This is a genomic window from Shewanella maritima (assembly GCF_043643735.1).
Lineage (GTDB): Bacteria > Pseudomonadota > Gammaproteobacteria > Enterobacterales > Shewanellaceae > Shewanella > Shewanella maritima_A.
Genome location: NZ_JBHZSM010000011.1, coordinates 128,518 through 145,575, shown reverse-complemented (window position 1 = coordinate 145,575; position 17,058 = coordinate 128,518). Strand labels below are relative to the sequence as shown.

General features: G+C 39.7%; 16 protein-coding genes. 8 read left to right on the top strand and 8 right to left on the bottom strand.

What is annotated here, in order from left to right; all coding sequences use genetic code 11:
- Positions 1-179: 179 nt before the first annotated feature.
- The 5 genes from ACHUGF_RS13035 to ACHUGF_RS13015 are packed head-to-tail and all read right to left on the bottom strand — an operon-like array spanning position 180 to position 4,806.
- Positions 180-929 carry an SDR family oxidoreductase gene (locus tag ACHUGF_RS13035; RefSeq protein WP_394131799.1) on the bottom strand — a complete coding sequence of 250 codons (750 nt, stop codon included), beginning with the start codon at positions 927-929 and terminating at the stop codon, positions 180-182.
- Positions 930-967: 38 nt separating this feature from the next.
- Positions 968-1,675 carry a histidine phosphatase family protein gene (locus ACHUGF_RS13030; protein ID WP_394131797.1) on the bottom strand — a complete coding sequence of 236 codons (708 nt, stop codon included), beginning with the start codon at positions 1,673-1,675 and terminating at the stop codon, positions 968-970.
- 1 nt (position 1,676) lies between these two features.
- Complete coding sequence (locus tag ACHUGF_RS13025; RefSeq protein WP_394131796.1) at positions 1,677-2,750, bottom strand: phosphotransferase family protein; 1,074 nt, start codon at positions 2,748-2,750, stop codon at positions 1,677-1,679.
- Complete coding sequence (locus ACHUGF_RS13020) at positions 2,747-3,577, bottom strand: SDR family oxidoreductase (RefSeq protein ID WP_394131795.1); 831 nt, start codon at positions 3,575-3,577, stop codon at positions 2,747-2,749. Before ACHUGF_RS13020 ends, ACHUGF_RS13025 begins: the two co-directional genes overlap by 4 nt.
- Positions 3,578-3,585: 8 nt before the next feature.
- On the bottom strand, positions 3,586-4,806 hold the full coding sequence (locus tag ACHUGF_RS13015) for an acyl-CoA dehydrogenase family protein (RefSeq protein WP_394131793.1): 1,221 nt from the start codon (positions 4,804-4,806) through the stop codon (positions 3,586-3,588).
- A gap of 235 nt (positions 4,807-5,041) precedes the next feature.
- Between ACHUGF_RS13015 and ACHUGF_RS13010 the strand changes: the two genes are divergently transcribed.
- From ACHUGF_RS13010 to ACHUGF_RS12990, 5 genes are all read left to right on the top strand, one after another.
- Complete coding sequence (locus tag ACHUGF_RS13010; protein ID WP_394131791.1) at positions 5,042-5,938, top strand: LysR family transcriptional regulator; 897 nt, start codon at positions 5,042-5,044, stop codon at positions 5,936-5,938.
- Positions 5,939-6,117: 179 nt separating this feature from the next.
- The gene (locus tag ACHUGF_RS13005) at positions 6,118-7,764 is read left to right on the top strand and encodes a methyl-accepting chemotaxis protein (protein ID WP_394131789.1); all 1,647 of its coding nucleotides are present in this window, start codon (positions 6,118-6,120) and stop codon (positions 7,762-7,764) included.
- A 274-nt stretch (positions 7,765-8,038) separates the two neighbouring features.
- The gene (locus ACHUGF_RS13000) at positions 8,039-8,533 is read left to right on the top strand and encodes a putative 4-hydroxy-4-methyl-2-oxoglutarate aldolase (RefSeq protein ID WP_394131787.1); all 495 of its coding nucleotides are present in this window, start codon (positions 8,039-8,041) and stop codon (positions 8,531-8,533) included.
- 35 nt (positions 8,534-8,568) lie between these two features.
- The gene (locus ACHUGF_RS12995; protein ID WP_394131785.1) at positions 8,569-10,383 is read left to right on the top strand and encodes an AsmA family protein; all 1,815 of its coding nucleotides are present in this window, start codon (positions 8,569-8,571) and stop codon (positions 10,381-10,383) included.
- On the top strand, positions 10,383-10,991 hold the full coding sequence (locus ACHUGF_RS12990; protein ID WP_394131783.1) for a BsuPI-related putative proteinase inhibitor: 609 nt from the start codon (positions 10,383-10,385) through the stop codon (positions 10,989-10,991). The genes ACHUGF_RS12995 and ACHUGF_RS12990 overlap by 1 nt, the downstream gene beginning before the upstream one ends.
- A gap of 79 nt (positions 10,992-11,070) precedes the next feature.
- Here ACHUGF_RS12990 and ACHUGF_RS12985 read toward each other — a convergent pair whose 3' ends face one another.
- Complete coding sequence (locus tag ACHUGF_RS12985; RefSeq protein ID WP_394131781.1) at positions 11,071-12,597, bottom strand: lytic transglycosylase; 1,527 nt, start codon at positions 12,595-12,597, stop codon at positions 11,071-11,073.
- 145 nt (positions 12,598-12,742) lie between these two features.
- Positions 12,743-13,528 (bottom strand): hydroxyacylglutathione hydrolase, encoded by a 786-nt coding sequence (gloB, locus tag ACHUGF_RS12980; RefSeq protein WP_394131780.1) that lies wholly within the window; start codon positions 13,526-13,528, stop codon positions 12,743-12,745.
- 114 nt (positions 13,529-13,642) lie between these two features.
- Here gloB and ACHUGF_RS12975 point away from each other — a divergent pair, with 114 nt between their 5' ends.
- The gene (locus tag ACHUGF_RS12975; RefSeq protein WP_394131804.1) at positions 13,643-14,338 is read left to right on the top strand and encodes a class I SAM-dependent methyltransferase; all 696 of its coding nucleotides are present in this window, start codon (positions 13,643-13,645) and stop codon (positions 14,336-14,338) included.
- A gap of 8 nt (positions 14,339-14,346) precedes the next feature.
- Here ACHUGF_RS12975 and rnhA read toward each other — a convergent pair whose 3' ends face one another.
- Positions 14,347-14,823, bottom strand: coding sequence for a ribonuclease HI (gene rnhA, locus ACHUGF_RS12970; RefSeq protein ID WP_394131778.1), 477 nt, complete (start codon positions 14,821-14,823; stop codon positions 14,347-14,349).
- A 62-nt stretch (positions 14,824-14,885) separates the two neighbouring features.
- Here rnhA and dnaQ point away from each other — a divergent pair, with 62 nt between their 5' ends.
- Both dnaQ and ACHUGF_RS12960 read left to right on the top strand, forming a co-directional pair.
- Complete coding sequence (gene dnaQ, locus ACHUGF_RS12965; protein WP_394131777.1) at positions 14,886-15,614, top strand: DNA polymerase III subunit epsilon; 729 nt, start codon at positions 14,886-14,888, stop codon at positions 15,612-15,614.
- A gap of 8 nt (positions 15,615-15,622) precedes the next feature.
- Positions 15,623-16,927, top strand: coding sequence for a TIGR03503 family protein (locus tag ACHUGF_RS12960; RefSeq protein ID WP_394131776.1), 1,305 nt, complete (start codon positions 15,623-15,625; stop codon positions 16,925-16,927).
- Positions 16,928-17,058 lie beyond the last annotated feature (131 nt).

Here is a 17,058-nt window from a genome sequence, read left to right as displayed (position 1 = left end):
ACGAAAACATCCATGTTTTCAACGGCTTTAAATATCATTACTCATAGATGCTACTGAGGCTACAAAATAACTGAAACACCCCCTTTTAGGGGGCTGAATGAAAGCCACCTTCTTCAGAAGGTGGATTCTTTACTTGAGTGAGTCAAACAACATTAAACTGCGTCTAACTTTGGTACTGTTTAACTGAACTTACGAATAACACTGAGTGGGGCAACTCTTAGAATCCAATGCAGCCATGCCCAAGGGTATGAGGGGACATAACTGTTAGCTTGCTCTTTGTTGATGGCTTTTACTAATGCTTTGCAGCCTGTTTCTGTATCTACAATAAATGGTACCTTTTCTACTTTTTCGTTAATTTCACTGCGAATAAAACCAGGATGAATACAAGAGACTGTTATTGGCGTATTCATCACATCTATTCGTATACCTTCACTCAATGATGTCACAGCTGCTTTGGTTGCCGCATAAACTGTCATTGCACGTCTAAAGCCTCTAACTGCACTGATTGAAGATATTGTCACTAAATGACCGCTGTTTTGTTGTCTAAATATGGTCATTGCTGCTTCACATTGTACGATTGCCGCCACAAAATTTGTTTCAGCAGTTTGAATATTGGCTTGCCAATGGCCTGTACCAATTGATGCACCTTTGCCCATGCCAGCATTGACAATCACTCTGTCTAAACTGCCTAAACTTTGCTTAAACTGCTCAAAAACATTAAATACATCTTGATGGCTGTTAACATCCAAAGCTGCAATTTCAACCTTTATACCGCAATTTATTTGCTGTAATTCTTGTTGCAACACTTGTAAGTTTTCCACTCTTCGAGCGCATAGGGCTAAATTACACCCTTGCTTGGCAAACTCTATTGCCATGCCTTTACCTAGCCCAGAACTTGCTCCTGTAATGAGGATATTTTTTCTTGTCATTGCAACTGTCCTTATTGAATTTATTTTTTTACCGTTAACTAAAGTAATGTTCTTAACGGCTTATTTGGGCCATCAAATAAGCTTTGTTCATTCAAGCTGATGATTTCAGTCCGTTTATTACCCACTTTTAATTCGGTCACACTACAGTTAATTAAATGTTTGTTGAAGGTCATTAACTGGTCATCTGCTAAACCAAGTAATTGACATACTATGCGACTAATAACCCCACCAGAAGTAAATACCAATAATGGCTGTTGGCTTTCTTGACTATGCTGTATCAGTTGATTTAACCCTGTATTGATCCGTTGGCAAAATTGTGACCAAGACTCACTGTATTGTTCATCATATAAACTTGATTGCCATCGAGATATCGCTTGGTAAAACACTTTTATGAATAAACTGGTATTCAATTTTTCCTTCGTATTTAAGTTGTTAAATTCAGCAATACTATTATCGCCTGCTTGATGTCGGCCATAAGTGAGTAACACATCTTGATGATCGAACTCATTAAGTTGAGGTAGCACAGTCGGCTCTGTCGCGTCATAAGTCAATTGCTCCATGCAGTGGGTTAATGTTTGCAGGTGCCTTTGCATATTGCCGCGTATAACTTTGCAATCTTGAATATCACGTTGACAGAGGTGTTGACCAAGAAGCTGAGCTTGTTGCATACCTAATGGAGATAATTGATCGTAATTTTGTGCACCAAAACTTGCTTGGCCGTGCCTAATTAATAACACTTTCGACATATTACTTAGCCTTTATTGCCTTATGGCAGCGCCAAATTAAATAATTTGAAAATATCCAAAATTGCTTGAATGCTGGATTGGATGTTTGTTTATGATGATACCGGTAATAAATTTGTTGCACGATACCTGCTAATCTAAACAAGCCAAACACCTCATAAAAACGGAAATCTACATTGTCTATACCCATCTGTTGGCAATAATAATCGATGACTTGAGCACGCGTTAACATACCTGGTAAATGCGTCGGTTGCCTGCGAGACATCTGCGCAATGAAATCATCGTCAGCCTCAACCCAATATGCTAAGGTATTACCTAAGTCCATTAGAGGATCACCTAAGCTCGCTAACTCCCAATCTAATACCCCGATAATTTTTGTCGGGTCATGCTCATCTAACACTAAATTATCAAAGCGAAAATCATTGTGCGTTAAGCAGATATGTTCATGCACTGGCTTATTATCTTGTAACCAGCGAATGACTTTGTCGCCCGAGGGCACATTCCACGTTTTGGCATCCTGATAACGCTTACTCCAACCACTGACTTGCCTATCGATAAAGCCTTTTCCTTTAGCAATATGAGCTAATTGAGCTGCTTGATAATCCACTTTATGCAGTTTGACCAAGGTGTTGATCATATTGAAGCACAACGCTTGGGTTTGCTGTTTATCAAGTTGTAAACCACGAGGTAAATTCTTGCGCGGAATTATGCCATTCAATTTTTCCATAATGTAAAACTGAGAGCCAATGACGGTTTCATCTTCGCACATGGCTAACATCTTAGGCACAGTATCAAAAACATGCCCTAAAGACTGCTGAAGCATATGCTCCCGCGCCATGTCATGAGCTCCTTTTGACTTAGTGCCTTTTGGGGCTCGTCGCAAGATGACTTGCTCATCAGGGTAGGTGAGGCAATAAGTCCAATTGGAAGCGCCGCCAGAGTATTGGGTGATTTGCGGTGTAAGATGAGGCTGCTTTATCCCCGTGTGTCCTTGTGCCACTAACCATTGAGTGAGGGCTTGAATATCAAGTTCTTCACCTTGGCGAACTTGTACTGCTTGATCAAGATAATGACTCATGACTGATCCTTTTGTAGCTGTTTCACCTTGTATCTTAATCCCTTGGTTTTGTTGATCAGCATGGTTAAATATCTGGTCCAAGGTAAGAGCTGTTTTAATAAAAAAAGTTGCTTGCCTTGAGAATGTGTTTGAATCAAGAACTGTTTAGCTTGTGATTTTTGGTAAATAATGTCCGCGACTTGTGCTGCATCTAACGGTGAGTTGCTAAACATTTTGTGCATTAAGTCAGCCATAATGGGTAACTGGGTACGTAAGCTGCTACCTAAGTTAGTTTTAAAGAACCCCGGACATACGACACTAACGGGAATATTATCGTCAGCTAACTCTATCTTGAGGGTTTCTGATAAAGATAATACAGCCGATTTAGACGCGTTATAACTTGCCATAAAAGGGATAGGTGTTAGCGCTGCTTGTGAGGCTATATTGATTATTTGTCCATTTCCTTGTTGTTTAAATAAGGGAATAAACTGTTGCGTAACATTGATGAGACCAAACAGGTTAATATCAAATATCCAGCGCCATTGCTCTATAGATTCAGTTTCAAATTGATCTGCGGTTGCCACACCCGCATTATTTACCAACGCATCTACTCTCGGCCACTGTTGCATAATTGCGTGAAAAGCACGTGATACAGAATCTGCATCAGTAATATCACATTGAATAGCCATACATTGTTGACCTTTATCAACAATTTGCTGACACACTTGCTGTGCCAGTTGTTGGTTTTTATCAATGATGCAAACATGCCAGCCTTGTTGGGCCCATTTTTTAGCAAGCTGTTGTCCAAGCCCTGAAGCGCCGCCAGTAATGACAATATATTTACTCATGAATAGCCCTATTTATATTTGCCCAATTCAAGACGTGAAACCATTGCCATATGTACCTCGTCAGGCCCGTCAGCTAGTCGAAGGGCACGTGCCATAGCAGCAAAACCGGCTAGAGGAGTATCATGGCACATTCCAGCACCACCATGTATTTGTATTGCCATATCAACGATTTCCGTTAGCATATTGGGGATGACTACCTTAATGGCTGAAATCTCCGTCATACTGTGTTTTACACCAAAATTGTCGATTTTCCATGCTGCATGTAGTGTCAGTAATCTGGCTTGGTCAATTGCCATTCTTGCTTTAGCAATACGTTCTTTATTTCCGCCTAAATTGATAATTTGGTTACCGAATGCTTGTCTTGTTTGTCCTCGTTTAATTGCTAAGGCTAATGATCGCTCAGCAGCACCAATTGCACGCATACAATGATGTATTCTTCCAGGGCCTAGACGACCCTGTGCAATAGCGAATCCTTTACCGAGCCCTGCAATAACATTAGTTTTAGGTACAACTACGTCGGTTAATTCGACTTCACCATGGCCATATGGAGCATCAAGTTCTCCAAATGCAGTTAACATCCGCTTGATTGTTACGCCAGGTGTATCAAGCGGAATAATAACCATGGAATGTTGTTGATGTTTAGCAGCGTCACTATCAGTTAGACCCATAAAAATCATAAACTGGGCATCAGGGTGTCCCAGTCCTGTTGACCACCACTTAGTACCATTAACGATGACATTGTCACCCTCTTCAATGATGGTGGCTTGCATATTGGTTGCATCTGATGATGCAACAGCAGGTTCAGTCATACCAAATACCGATCGAGTCTCACCTGCGAGTAAAGGGGTTAACCATTGTCGTTTTTGTTGAGTAGAACCGAAGTGGTATAACACTTCCATATTTCCGGTGTCAGGTGCATTGCAGTTGAATATTTCAGGGGCAATAAGTGAATGTCCCATTAACTCAGCAACTGGCGCATACTCTTGGCATGATAGACCTTGCCCAAGTTGGTCATCAGGTAAGAATAAGTTCCATAAACAATGTTGTTTGGCTAAGGCTTTTAACTCTTCAATTGGCTTTAATGCTTGCCAGGTACGCCAATCTTCACTGTTATTCAGCTTACGATTTAATTGCATCACTTCTTGCTCAATTGGCAGTACGTTTTCAGTCATAAACTGCTGTACTTGTTGAATGGTGTCCTGTGCGCGTTTTGAATGACTAAAGTCCATAGTAAAGCCTTTAATTACATTGAGATAATGAGTGGTGGCAACAAAATTGCCAATATACACACTACCCTACAAAAATTAACAAGCTGAATGAAGTGAAAGTTATTGCATGGTATAAATGAATTAAATTCATAATGCAGGATGGATTTGTAGTTGTTTATGTCTCAAAACTGCATGCACAAGAAGTAAGCCAACAACAAAGTGACGATAAATAATGACAGGGTGAGTCTGGGAAACTATGGATAACAAGCATTTTGATTTTAATTTATTGAAGGTACTAGAAGCGCTTTATCAAGAACAAAACATGACACAAGCTGCAAAGTTGTTACATATCAGTCCTTCAGCAGTTAGCCATGCGATGAAACGTTTGAGGGATTCAATTCAAGATCCCTTATTTGTAAGGCAAGGGCAGCAGATGATACCGACAGCGACATGTAGGCGTATCGCCCCATTATTGTTTGAGAATCTAAATGACATTAGAAGAATACTAAACGATAGTGTTGAATTTACGCCAAAGACCAGTCAGCAACAATTTAAAATTGCTATTCATGATGCAATTGAAGGGCAATTCTTACCTAAACTTATATTTTTAATGCATCAGCAGGCACCGAATGCAGAGTTACTGAGCTTTAGTTTAAATCGCGAACAAATGATAAACCAATTGGCGACAGGAGAGATTGATCTAGCTATTGATGTCGCGCGATCGCTAAAAGCGCCCATAGTACACACTCAACTAGTGACAGATCCTTTTTGTGTGATCATGAGTCAAGAACACACTGAAGCAAGTGTCGAGATGACGGAAGATATTTATCTTAAAGCTGAGCACATCAATGTTTCTAGTCGTGCTAAAGGCAGTGTCATAGAAGATAGAATATTTCAGCAGATTGGCATTAATCGAAGAATTAAACATCGCTGTCAAAGTTATCAAACAGCGGTAAAGATTGTGTCGCAATCAAATTTATTGCTGACGGCCCCTATCTCAATTGCTCAAGGGTTAAGCAATATTCCAGTGATAGTTAAACATTTACCTATTTTACTGCCAGAAACGGCCACGCATTTATATTGGCATCAAAATACAGAGAACAATCAAGCATTGTATTGGCTTAGAGGGCAAATAAAACAACTAAGTATTTGACAATTTTAAGATTTTAAAGCGTGCTAATAGGTATCATATACCTGTTTATTTAGAGATGGTTTATTGACTTTTTAGGGTTCATCAACAACTATTTATTGATAGGTTGAATATAAATTAATCAAACAATTTAGTGTTGTCATGCCACTTGTGGTCATCATAAAAATAACAACGGCGGCTTTATGAACTCTATTACCCATCTATTACGTAAAACGTCCATTTCAAACCGACTAGTTGTGATGTTGGTCCTTGCCATTTTAGCAACTTTACTCGTATTTATGTTTGCTTTGAACAGAGTCGATCATCTGCTTGAGAGCGAAAAACAAGCAAAGCTGGAGTCATTGGTTGAAGTCGCACACTCAGTTATTCAGCGTTATTACGATCAAACAACTAACGGCAGTATGACAGTTGAGCAAGCCCAAAAGGCGGCATTAAATGAACTAGATGCGCTACGATACTCAGGCAAAGATTATTACTTCAGTATTAATGAACAAGGCATGATGATCCAACATCCGTTTGCTAAACATCTGGTTAATACTAATGTACGCCAAATGAAAGACCCAAATGGGGTGCTGTTATTTTCTGAAATGATTAATAAAACACGTAGCGAGAAAATAGCGCGAGTTGATTACATGTGGAATAAGCCAAATCAAGAGGATCCAAGTCCTAAGATGTCGATGGTTGTTAAGTTTCAACCTTGGGGGTGGATCACCGGTACCGGTGTGTATGTCGATGATATTGAAATGGCTAAATCAGACTTTCTAATGGAATACCTAATGCTATTAGTATTGGTATGGTTACCTGTGGTTGGTCTTTTATTTGTGATTATGTCTAGCATTTCAAGACCGATGAATGAAACCATTAGTGCATTAGAAAACATAGCGCGAGGTGAAGGTGATCTGACATTAAGGCTTTCTCAAAATGGTAATGATGAATTGAAGCTCATTGCAGAACACTTTAACGAGTTTACTAGCAAAATACAGGAACTGGTTAAGTCTGTTAGTTTATCTGTACAACAAAACTCCGATTTAGCTTCTGGTTTGTCAGCGATTGCAGGTCAAGCAAATCAAATATCAAATGATGTACAAACTGAAACCGAAAGTGTTGCGGCTGCCATTAACCAAATGGCAATGACTGCCAATGAAGTGGCGTCTAACGCGCGTTTAGCTGCAGATGCAGCAAGTACGGCTGATGATGTAGCCGATAATACAGCTACTACGTTAGATGGTGCCGTAAACAAAATCAATGAGCTATCTGCAGAATTAGATCAAACAGAATTAATGGCAAAAAGTCTGCAAGAAAGTTCGGAAAAAATTGGTCAAATTCTTGATGTGATTGTGGGCATTGCCGAGCAAACTAACTTATTAGCTTTAAATGCTGCAATTGAAGCTGCACGTGCAGGGGAAGCGGGCAGAGGTTTTGCTGTGGTGGCTGATGAGGTGAGAACGCTAGCAAGTAGAACACAAGAATCAACGCAAGAGATTAATAATATTATTGATGCGATTCGTGGTGCTGTTAGCAATGTTAATGACTCAGTCGCACGGGCACAAGTAACCTCTAATGATACAGTTACTGAAACAGATCAAGTTGTCACAGCTCTGCAGCAAATTAAAGATGCCATTGCGCAAATAACAGATATGAATTATCAGATAGCTAATGCAACAAAAGAAGAGAGTAACGTGATTGCGGAATTGAATGTCAATGTGACACGAATTAATGAAATGTCATTGGAAAATAATCAGCAAAATAGTCAAATAAATGATAACAGCCACAAGATTGAACAAGACTCAAATAAACTATCGCAAATAGTGAGTCAATTTAAGGTTTAGCAAAATATCTCTTTTGTTAAAAACGGCCAATAGTATTGGTCGTTTTTTGTGCCTAGTGATAAGGAGATGTCCTTTCCTGCTACATGGTTCGCTTGTTAAACTCAGACTTTCATAGCTTATGCACACCACAACTTATGCATGCCATACTTTATACATATTAGACTTTCCTATTTCTAAGCTATTTGGCAACCTTATTATATGAAATAGCACTCTCTAGCTTGTTGAAGTTATTAAATATCAGTAATCTAGAGCTTTACGTCATCAAGGAGGAGTGATGCTAGACTTATTGCCCGATTTATTTGATCAATATTCAGATCAACTTACATTGATACCCCTCAATTGGCAGTCTTTTGGTTCCAAAACCATATTCCATGGTGAAGTCGTGACCATTAGTTGTTTCGAAGATAACTCTAAAGTTAAGCAAACCCTTGCAACACCAGGGTTAGGAAAAGTACTTGTGGTCGATGGCCAAGGTTCAATGGCGCGAGCATTACTCGGTGACATGATTGCCCAAAGTGCAATTGATAATCAATGGCAGGGGATCATTATCAAAGGCTGCATTAGAGATGCAGGTACCATTAACAGCTTTGACATTGGTGTCAAAGCTTTAGGTACTAACCCTATTAAAACTCGTAAATTAGATCAAGGTGAAGTCAACATAGACATTAATCTGGCAGATGTTGAAATTAAGCCTGGTATGTATATTTATGCTGATTTAAATGGCATTGCCATAAGTGAAACAGCGTTAGACATGTCATTTATCGACTAGAATTAAATCATGAATTTGTTAACAAGGAAGCTAAAATGAAAGCGTTGAAGTGGATTGTAGGTAGCATCGTTATAGTGATTGCTGCTTTGGTCATATATATCACGCAGTTTTTTAATCTTAATGATTTTAAACCTCAAATTGTAGATGCGGTAAAACAACAAACCGGTAGGGACTTTGCTATTAATCAAGATTTATCTTGGAGTTTTTTCCCATCTATAGGCATTAATCTTGGGGGCATTTCGTTAGCAAATCCGGATCAATTTCAACCTATCGCAATGGTTGAAGTAAATGAAGTCGTCGCTAATGTGGCTTTTATGCCTTTATTAAGCCAAAAACTCGAAATTTCAGAGTTAGTGCTTGATGGATTGACGCTGAATCTAGTGTCACAAGCTAATGGTGAGACTAGTTTTGATGGCTTAGTGAGTGAAAAGCAGCCGGTACAGAATGACACTAATCAGCAGACATCATCAGGCTTATTAGACTTAGCTTCTCTCTATATTGGTGGGATTAGTGTGATGAATACCGAAATTAATGTTATCGATAAAGCATTAGGTACAACTCAGCAGTTTTCACTGGAAAAATTCATCATAGGCGAATTCAAGTTAGGCCAAGCAACGGAGTTAGAATATGAGTTTACTGCTAGATTACCTGATTTAACGGCAACATCTTCTGGCAGTGGCCAATTAACCGTTTCACAACAGATAAACAAGGTTTCAATAGCTAATCTTACTATTGAGAATCAAGTATCAGGCAAGACCATCCCAAACGGAAAACTCGTCAACAGTTTGCAAACTAATATTAGCGTTGATCTTGATAACAGCCATTTGTTGATGGAAATGACTTCCTTGGCAGTAGATCAAATCAAGGCCGTTGGTGAGATGCAGGTGAACTATGGTAGTAAAGTGCCGCAAATTGTTTTGTCATTAAATTTTGATGAAATCAATTTAGATCCTTATATTCCAGCGCAATCTGAGACTGAAGCTTCAGTAGCTGAATCAAGCCCTGCAGATAAAGTGAAGGAGGAGCCTGATTTATCAGCAATGAAATCAGTTAACCTTGATGTGAAACTGACGGCGAGTGCAATCAAAGCCAAAAATATCACTACTGAAAATTGGGATCTTGCCTTGATCCTGAAACAAGGTGTGTTAACTCTGTCAAAACTTAATGCTGATATGTACCAAGGCAATTTAGCAACAACTGCAAAATTAGATGGAACGAAAAAAGTAGCCAGCTATACGTTTAATACTGAAGTAAAAGGGGTGCAATTTAGACCATTATTAACTGACGCTGCTGAAGTTGATTTCCTTTCTGGTAATGCCAATTTTAATGTTAAAGGTAATGGTAGCAGCTTGATCCCTGACAATATTAAACAACGCCTGCAAGCGAAGGGGCAGTTTGATATTGCAGACGGTTCAATTTATGGCGTAAATATTCCGCAAATGATCCGCAGCGCCCAAAAGAAGCTAAAAGGTGACTTATCAGCTGATGACACAACAGAATTAAAAACTGACTTCACTAGTTTAACGGGCAGTTTTGACTTGGCCAAAGGGGTATTAACCAACCCTGATTTAGCAATGGCTTCACCTTTATTGCGATTAAATGGTGCAGGTAATGCCAATATTATTACTGAGCAAATTGACTATAAGTTAACCACAAAAGTGGTCGGCTCATTATCTGGCCAAAATGATCAGGATGATATGTTGAAGGGCATTGATATCCCACTACACATTAACGGTAGTTTTACTGAGCCAAAATTTGGTTTAGATACAGAAGCGCTATTTGATGCAAAATTAAAGCAAGAGACAGACAAACTTCAAGACAGCTTATTTAAAAAACTAGGGGGCTTCTAATGAAATCAAGCTTGTTAATTACAGTTACAGCCTTCACATTGGCATTATCGGCTTGTTCACAATCGTCATCCATAGATAGCAAAGACGGTCGCACTGGTGATTCAGAATCAAAAGTGGTGGCTATTAATACTAAACAAGTTGGGGAACAACTTGTCTCAAACTCGGATAGTCAAATGGATCAGGTTGGTAGCAATGTTTTGCATAAAATAGGAAACCAGGTTGCACCGCATACAGTTTCGGTATTACAAGGTCGGTTAGAAGTGGATAAGGTTAAGTCCAATGATAAGCAAACTCGATTTATGTTTACCTTGATAAATCCGAACGATTATGCCGTTTCGGTTAAATTCAATTCAGGTATGACTGCGGATCTGATTGCCTTTGATAATAAAAATCAACGCAAATGGGCTTGGGGTGACAATATGATGTTTACCCAAGCATTAAGTCAACGTCGTTTAAAGGCAAAACAACAAATGCCAATGGGGTTTAATGTGCCAAATGAAGTGATCCAAGCCTTGCCAGTAGGTTCAAGGTTAGAAGTTCGCTTAGCAGGGAAAGTACAAGAAGCCAGTAAGGTGACATTGCACCCAGTAATAATTCCAATCATTTAGTTGTCATGGGACAATAAAAATGGCCGTGCTAATGCACGGCCATTTGGTTTTCTATCCACATATTTCTAATCGAAACTGATTAACTGTTTGTTAATCGGAGCGTTAAGGTTTGACCTGGATGAATATATTTTTTCAGTTGTAAACTGTTCCATTTGATTAAATCAGATACTTTAACGTTATATTTATTTGCGATTCGATCCAGTGAATCACCAGATTTAACGGTATAGTTCAGCGTTTTCTGATTCGGGTCCGCATAAGGGTAGACAGTCAGTTTTGAGCCAATGGAGAGAGTGCTATTCTCATTGATGTCATTCCATTGCGTTAACTGCGATACTTTGACATCAAATCGGTTTGCTATCTTCCATAACGAATCACCAGACCGAACGGTATAGCTCACTCTACGGCTGACTTGCTCAGTTTTCACATCATTGGTTTTAACTGTTAACGATGGGTTGGCAAGATCTAAGCGATTACCATCAGAGGCAACGGGTAAAATTAAATGTCTACCAGCAATGATGTTATTGTTCTTCAGACCATTATTAGCGCGGATGATTGAAGGCGTAATATTAAATTGTTTGGCAATTACGCTTAAGCTATCACCTGGCTGGATTTGGTATCTGAGCCAATTGATCCGTTGGCTTGGATCGATTTCGGCCAATTTAGCGCTAAAAGAATCAGCTTTATCGCTCGGTAAAATCAGTTGGTGAGGACCTGTAGGTGGTGTTGCCCAATTACGTAAGCCTGGGTTCAATCGCTTTAATTCATTAACTGAAATGCCAGCAAGTTCAGATGCTAAACTTAAATCTAGTTGGCTGCCGATATCTACAATGGCGATCGCAGGTTCATTTAATATGGGTTGTAAATTAACATCCCATTGTTCAGCGTGTTTAATTACATCTGCAAGTGCTAATAACTGTGGCACATACCGAGAAGTTTCTCTTGGCAATGATAATGACCAAAAGTCAGTTGGCTTACCATCAGCTTGATTACGCCTTATCGCACGGAATACACGACCTTCACCGGTATTATATGCCGCAATCGCGTAAAGCCAGTTTTCACCCAGCTTATCATATAGGTATTCCAGTAAATCTAGCGCAGCCATGGTAGAAGCTGCGACATCACGTCGTCCGTCATACCACCAATCAGTTTGAACGCCAAACGTACGAGCTGTCGGCGCCGTTAGTTGCCAAAGCCCTGAGGCATGCATACCTGAATAGGCGTGTGGATCGAATGCACTTTCAATAATGGGTAATAAAGCAATCTCAAGAGGCAGGCCACGACGTTCCACTTCTTCAACGATAAAGTGCATATAAGGCGCAGCACGGCGTGTAACAATTTCAAGGTGCTTTGGGTTATCCAAGTACCATTGACGATATTGATTAACCAGTTTTTGATCTGGAACTGGCATATGTACATCTATAGCAATACGTTGCCAAACATTTTCAATTTGAGCCACGTGCTCTTCAACTGCTTCGACTTGAGATGGACGTTTTTCTTGCTCGGGAGCGGTTACTGATATGTCGTCTTGCGTGTCTTTGTTTGGTAAAGTTTGACAGCCGGTCATGACCAGCAGACTACCAATCATGATAGTTGAACTTAATTTCATTTAAGAAAAAATCCTTTGTACTCAGCCGATTACTCTATATTAGGTAATCGTAATCACTTATTTAGCGTTATAATTATGTTTAAATGCGTATCTTGGGGTCGCATTGTAGAGTAATTAGTCGTTTATGTCTTCGGCAATATTAACCTTAGAAGTTGTCTTTCCATCGCCTCAATTGCGCAAATGTATCAACTTCAGTTGCAAGAACTTGCTTACAATATCTTGCAACACTTTGTTGTATAGTTTGATTATCGGTTCTTAAAAAAGGATTGATTGCCAATTGCTGAGCGATGGTTGTGGGAATTGTATTGAGATTATTTTTTCGTTGATTTGTGACCCACGCGTCATAATCATTTAAAGCTTTGTTTGTGGGGTCTACCGCCAAGGCAAAATTAACATTAGCTTGAGTATATTCATGTGCGCAGTAAACCTTAGTATTTGCTGGTAGTTGCTTGAACCTTATTAATGCGTCATGCATTTGTTCAGCACTACCTTCAAATAATCTGCCACAACCGGCACTAAAGAGGGTGTCGCCACAAAAAAGATTGCCATCGATGACATAGGCTATGTGATCAAGTGTATGACCCGGAACGGCGTAAACAGAAGCTTCGGTATTGAGCTGGGCAATATTGATTGATACTGGAGAGCATGGAGTGATCGCTAGTGGCTGATTAATCCCATCTATATTGGGATTGTCAGGCCCGTACACTGTCAATTTATTATCATGTTTTTGTTGAAGCTGTTTGATACCGCCAGTATGGTCATGATGATGGTGGGTGATTAAAATTCCCTTTAATTGTATTTGTGGATGTTGTTGTAAATATTGTTCAACAGCATCAGCACTTCCGGGGTCAACCACAAAAGCAAGGTTATCTTTTAGTAATAACCAAATAAAGTTGTCATTAAATGCGTGAATAGGGTGAATAGTTAACATAGTCGCTAGCGATTATTTATCATCTTGGTAGAGTAACGTAATAAAGCGTAAATATCAGCTTAGATTATGGAGTGTTAATCTGTGCTTAATAATAAGCCGCAAACGTGGAAAGAAATGCCCCATGGTGACCGAATGTGTCGGGCTGTCGAGAATCAATTGGCACCTTGGTTACCACGTGTTTTCGGTTATCATTTACTGAAACTAGGCGCATTATCTGCGCAAGTATCAACACTTAACTGCAGTGTTTCACGGCACTACAATATATTTGAACAGCCTATTGGTGAGCACGTTAACGCTAACATGTTGGCCGATATTCATCATTTGCCTATTCAGGCTAAATCAGCTGATGCATTGATGAGCGTATTTAACCTTGAATACGAAGATGACCCCTATCAACTGTTGCGGGAAATGGATCGTGTGCTGATCAGTGGTGGTTATTTGTTTATTGTGGGATTTAATCCGGTCAGTCCATTGTTTATTGGGAAGTTATTACCACAATATCAACCGCAATTTCCTTGGTGCGGACAATTCTTTATGCCATCAAGAATTAAAGACTGGCTTGGATTACTCGGGTTTCAAATCCAAAGTGACGAACGTTTTTTTTATGACACATTATTAACAGATAAAAGTAGCATTAAAAAGCTGCAAAATAATCTATCTCACTGGCTACCTAACGCTGGGAGTATTTATTTAATTGTCGCCCGTAAGATTGAAACGCCACTCACCAAAATTACCGCCAAACAAAAATCAAAAAACAAAAACTGGTCTACAGCGCCTACTGCAGGTAGAACAGGTGTATCAAGACAATAAGGGGCAGCTTATTTAGCGATATAACCTTCATCAATTGTTGTGGGGTTGGACTCAGCGGCTTTTCTTGCTAATTGATCGCAATGCTCATTATCGACATGTCCTGAGTGGCCTTTAACCCAGCGCCAGTCAATTTGATGTGGTTGGATTGCCTTATCTAAACGTTGCCATAAATCGGCATTTTTAACCGGCTCTTTGGCTTTGGTGAGCCAACCATTTTTCTTCCAGCCATGGATCCAGCTGGTGATGCCTTGTCGCATATACTGACTGTCTGAGGTTAAGGTAATAATACAAGGCTCGTATAAGGCTTCTAATGCAACAATAGGCGCTAATAACTCCATACGGTTATTTGTGGTCAATTGGTAACCAAATGATAACTCCTTGGTTTGATTTTTATATTTCATCACTACGCCATACCCGCCAGGACCTGGGTTTCCAAGGCAACTACCATCAGTAAAAATGCTTAATTGTTTAAGTTGGGTCTTCAAGTTGATACCATAACTAAAATTTGATTATCTGTTTGTTCAGGTATGGTAATAGAGTTCAAGCAATGAATATAGTCTCAAGTGCAAGTCGTCAAATTATTCTCGATACAGAAACCACAGGCATGAACATGGGTGGTGGTCCGGTGTTTGTCGGTCATAGGATTATTGAAATAGGCTGTGTAGAAGTCATCGATCGTAAATTAACCGGCAGAACCTATCACCAATATATTAATCCTGGTCAATTAATTGATGAAGAGGCCATAGAAGTTCATGGTATTACCGATGAACGTGTCGCAAAAGAGCCTCGTTTTCATCAAATTGCTCAAGAGTTTATTGATTTTATTGATGGTGCTGAGATTGTGGCTCATAACGCAAGCTTTGATATTAGCTTCATGGATCATGAGTTTTCTAAGTTACAACCTAAAGGGCCTGTCACAGCTGATATTTGCCAGATCCTTGATAGCTTAGCGGTTGCAAAGTTCTTACATCCCGGTCAAAAAAATAACTTAGATGCTTTATGTAAACGATACGGTATAGATAATAGCCGTCGTACTTATCACGGCGCATTATTGGATGCCGAAATCCTCGCTGATGTATATTTGATCATGACCGGTGGTCAAATCGATTTTAATCTCTCTAGTGATAAAGCCAATAAAGCTGATGGTAGCCTCACAAAAATCGATACTTCAGGCTTAAATCTTAAAGTGATCCCAGCTTCTGCCGATGAATTAATATCACATGAACAAAGACTTGATTTAGTTGCCGAGTCTGGTAAATGTCTCTGGCGAGGTTGAAAATTTTAATGATGCTTAACGGCTTAAAGCGCTTTTTGTTAGTTGTAGGGTTATTGTCTGTTGGTTGCTTACATGCCAATGAGCAAAATTCCCCTATGCCAGCAACCTATGCGAAAGAGTTACAGAACCGTTTTCGTATTGATCACATGGTTGACAATATGACGCTATATATACAGCGTGATTTTGGTTCGGCTCCTGTGGTTATTGTGCTGCCAGATGGTTCTAAATGGTATTCTTCACGTCACCCTGACACTGTAAAGTGGGTTGATGGTTTAACAGCCGATATGATTTACATCGACAATCCACAGCCTGGCCCTTGGCAGCTTCTAGGGCAAATTGTAAAAGGTTCCACAATACACCGCTTTTCCGACTTGCAAATTGAAGTCGACCCCTTACCTCAGCCACTATTCAGAGGAGAACGCTTAAACATCACTTCTCGTCTGTTAGGGGATGGCATGTTAATGCGGATGCCAGGTTTAAGCTATATGGTTGAGTGGACTGCTAGGTTTATCAGTCAAAATGATACCAGCGATGAAAACTATGCTAGGGGGAGTATTTTGGTTGGCCATTATACAGATAATGGTCAAGGATTAGATCAACGCCCAGATGATGGTCAATTCACAAGTGACATCAATTTAGATCAGCCCACTGGCGATTATCGTTTGAGCGTAATCGCACGTAACAATATTTTTGAACGGCAATTTACAATGCCGTTTACTTTATCTGAGCAACCTATCATCACCACTGTCATGCCTGTGAACGATACACAAAGTGGTGAGTGGAAAATTGAAATTGCCGTTAATGATTTGCTTGTCCTTGCACAGACACACGTGCATTTTGAACTGGTGGGCCCTGCAGGGTTAAAAATGCCCATTACACTGTTAGACATCTCACAAAATACCACTTACTTGCAGTTACCTAAAGCTGAAGAATATGGCAGCTATCGAATTCAAGGTATTGCAGTATCAACCACTGTGGCGGGTCGAGAAATCTACTTAACCTTGCCTGAGATGTTTTTTAACTACCTCGAGCCTCCAGCACCACCACCGACAGCTGAGGAGCTTGCAGCGATCGCCGCGGAAAAAGCTGCCATTGAAGAAGCTGAAGCAAAACAACAAGCAATATTTTGGATAATTACTGTTAATTTAATCCTATTAGTTGTGGGGATTATCGGCTTTATTGTCTGGCGTAAAAAGCAAAGTTTAGCTAAAGCATTGGCGGCAGCAGAGCAACGTTTAGCAGAAGAAGAAAATAAAAGTAAGCAATCAACAGGTTTTACCGATGATATCGATTTAACCATGCCTGATGATTAGTGAAAGCTTGGTAATAAGAGTTTAAGTGAGATTGGGCTTTATGAAACGATGTTCTAGCTCAAGTTGCACATTTTTTAGCTAAACGGCTCAAATGATAAAAAAAGTAGTTGACCTGACATAGGGACGTCATT

What these genes read in the sequence shown, in the direction of transcription:
- ACHUGF_RS13035 (WP_394131799.1), bottom strand. Translation starts at nt 929, where the DNA reads ATGACAAGAAAAAATATCCTCATTACAGGAGCAAGTTCTGGGCTAGGT.
- ACHUGF_RS13030 (WP_394131797.1), bottom strand. Translation starts at nt 1,675, where the DNA reads ATGTCGAAAGTGTTATTAATTAGGCACGGCCAAGCAAGTTTTGGTGCA.
- ACHUGF_RS13025 (WP_394131796.1), bottom strand. Translation starts at nt 2,750, where the DNA reads ATGAGTCATTATCTTGATCAAGCAGTACAAGTTCGCCAAGGTGAAGAA.
- ACHUGF_RS13020 (WP_394131795.1), bottom strand. Translation starts at nt 3,577, where the DNA reads ATGAGTAAATATATTGTCATTACTGGCGGCGCTTCAGGGCTTGGACAA.
- ACHUGF_RS13015 (WP_394131793.1), bottom strand. Translation starts at nt 4,806, where the DNA reads ATGGACTTTAGTCATTCAAAACGCGCACAGGACACCATTCAACAAGTA.
- ACHUGF_RS13010 (WP_394131791.1), top strand. Translation starts at nt 5,042, where the DNA reads ATGGATAACAAGCATTTTGATTTTAATTTATTGAAGGTACTAGAAGCG.
- ACHUGF_RS13005 (WP_394131789.1), top strand. Translation starts at nt 6,118, where the DNA reads ATGAACTCTATTACCCATCTATTACGTAAAACGTCCATTTCAAACCGA.
- ACHUGF_RS13000 (WP_394131787.1), top strand. Translation starts at nt 8,039, where the DNA reads ATGCTAGACTTATTGCCCGATTTATTTGATCAATATTCAGATCAACTT.
- ACHUGF_RS12995 (WP_394131785.1), top strand. Translation starts at nt 8,569, where the DNA reads ATGAAAGCGTTGAAGTGGATTGTAGGTAGCATCGTTATAGTGATTGCT.
- ACHUGF_RS12990 (WP_394131783.1), top strand. Translation starts at nt 10,383, where the DNA reads ATGAAATCAAGCTTGTTAATTACAGTTACAGCCTTCACATTGGCATTA.
- ACHUGF_RS12985 (WP_394131781.1), bottom strand. Translation starts at nt 12,597, where the DNA reads ATGAAATTAAGTTCAACTATCATGATTGGTAGTCTGCTGGTCATGACC.
- gloB (WP_394131780.1), bottom strand. Translation starts at nt 13,528, where the DNA reads ATGTTAACTATTCACCCTATTCACGCATTTAATGACAACTTTATTTGG.
- ACHUGF_RS12975 (WP_394131804.1), top strand. Translation starts at nt 13,643, where the DNA reads ATGCCCCATGGTGACCGAATGTGTCGGGCTGTCGAGAATCAATTGGCA.
- dnaQ (WP_394131777.1), top strand. Translation starts at nt 14,886, where the DNA reads ATGAATATAGTCTCAAGTGCAAGTCGTCAAATTATTCTCGATACAGAA.
- ACHUGF_RS12960 (WP_394131776.1), top strand. Translation starts at nt 15,623, where the DNA reads ATGATGCTTAACGGCTTAAAGCGCTTTTTGTTAGTTGTAGGGTTATTG.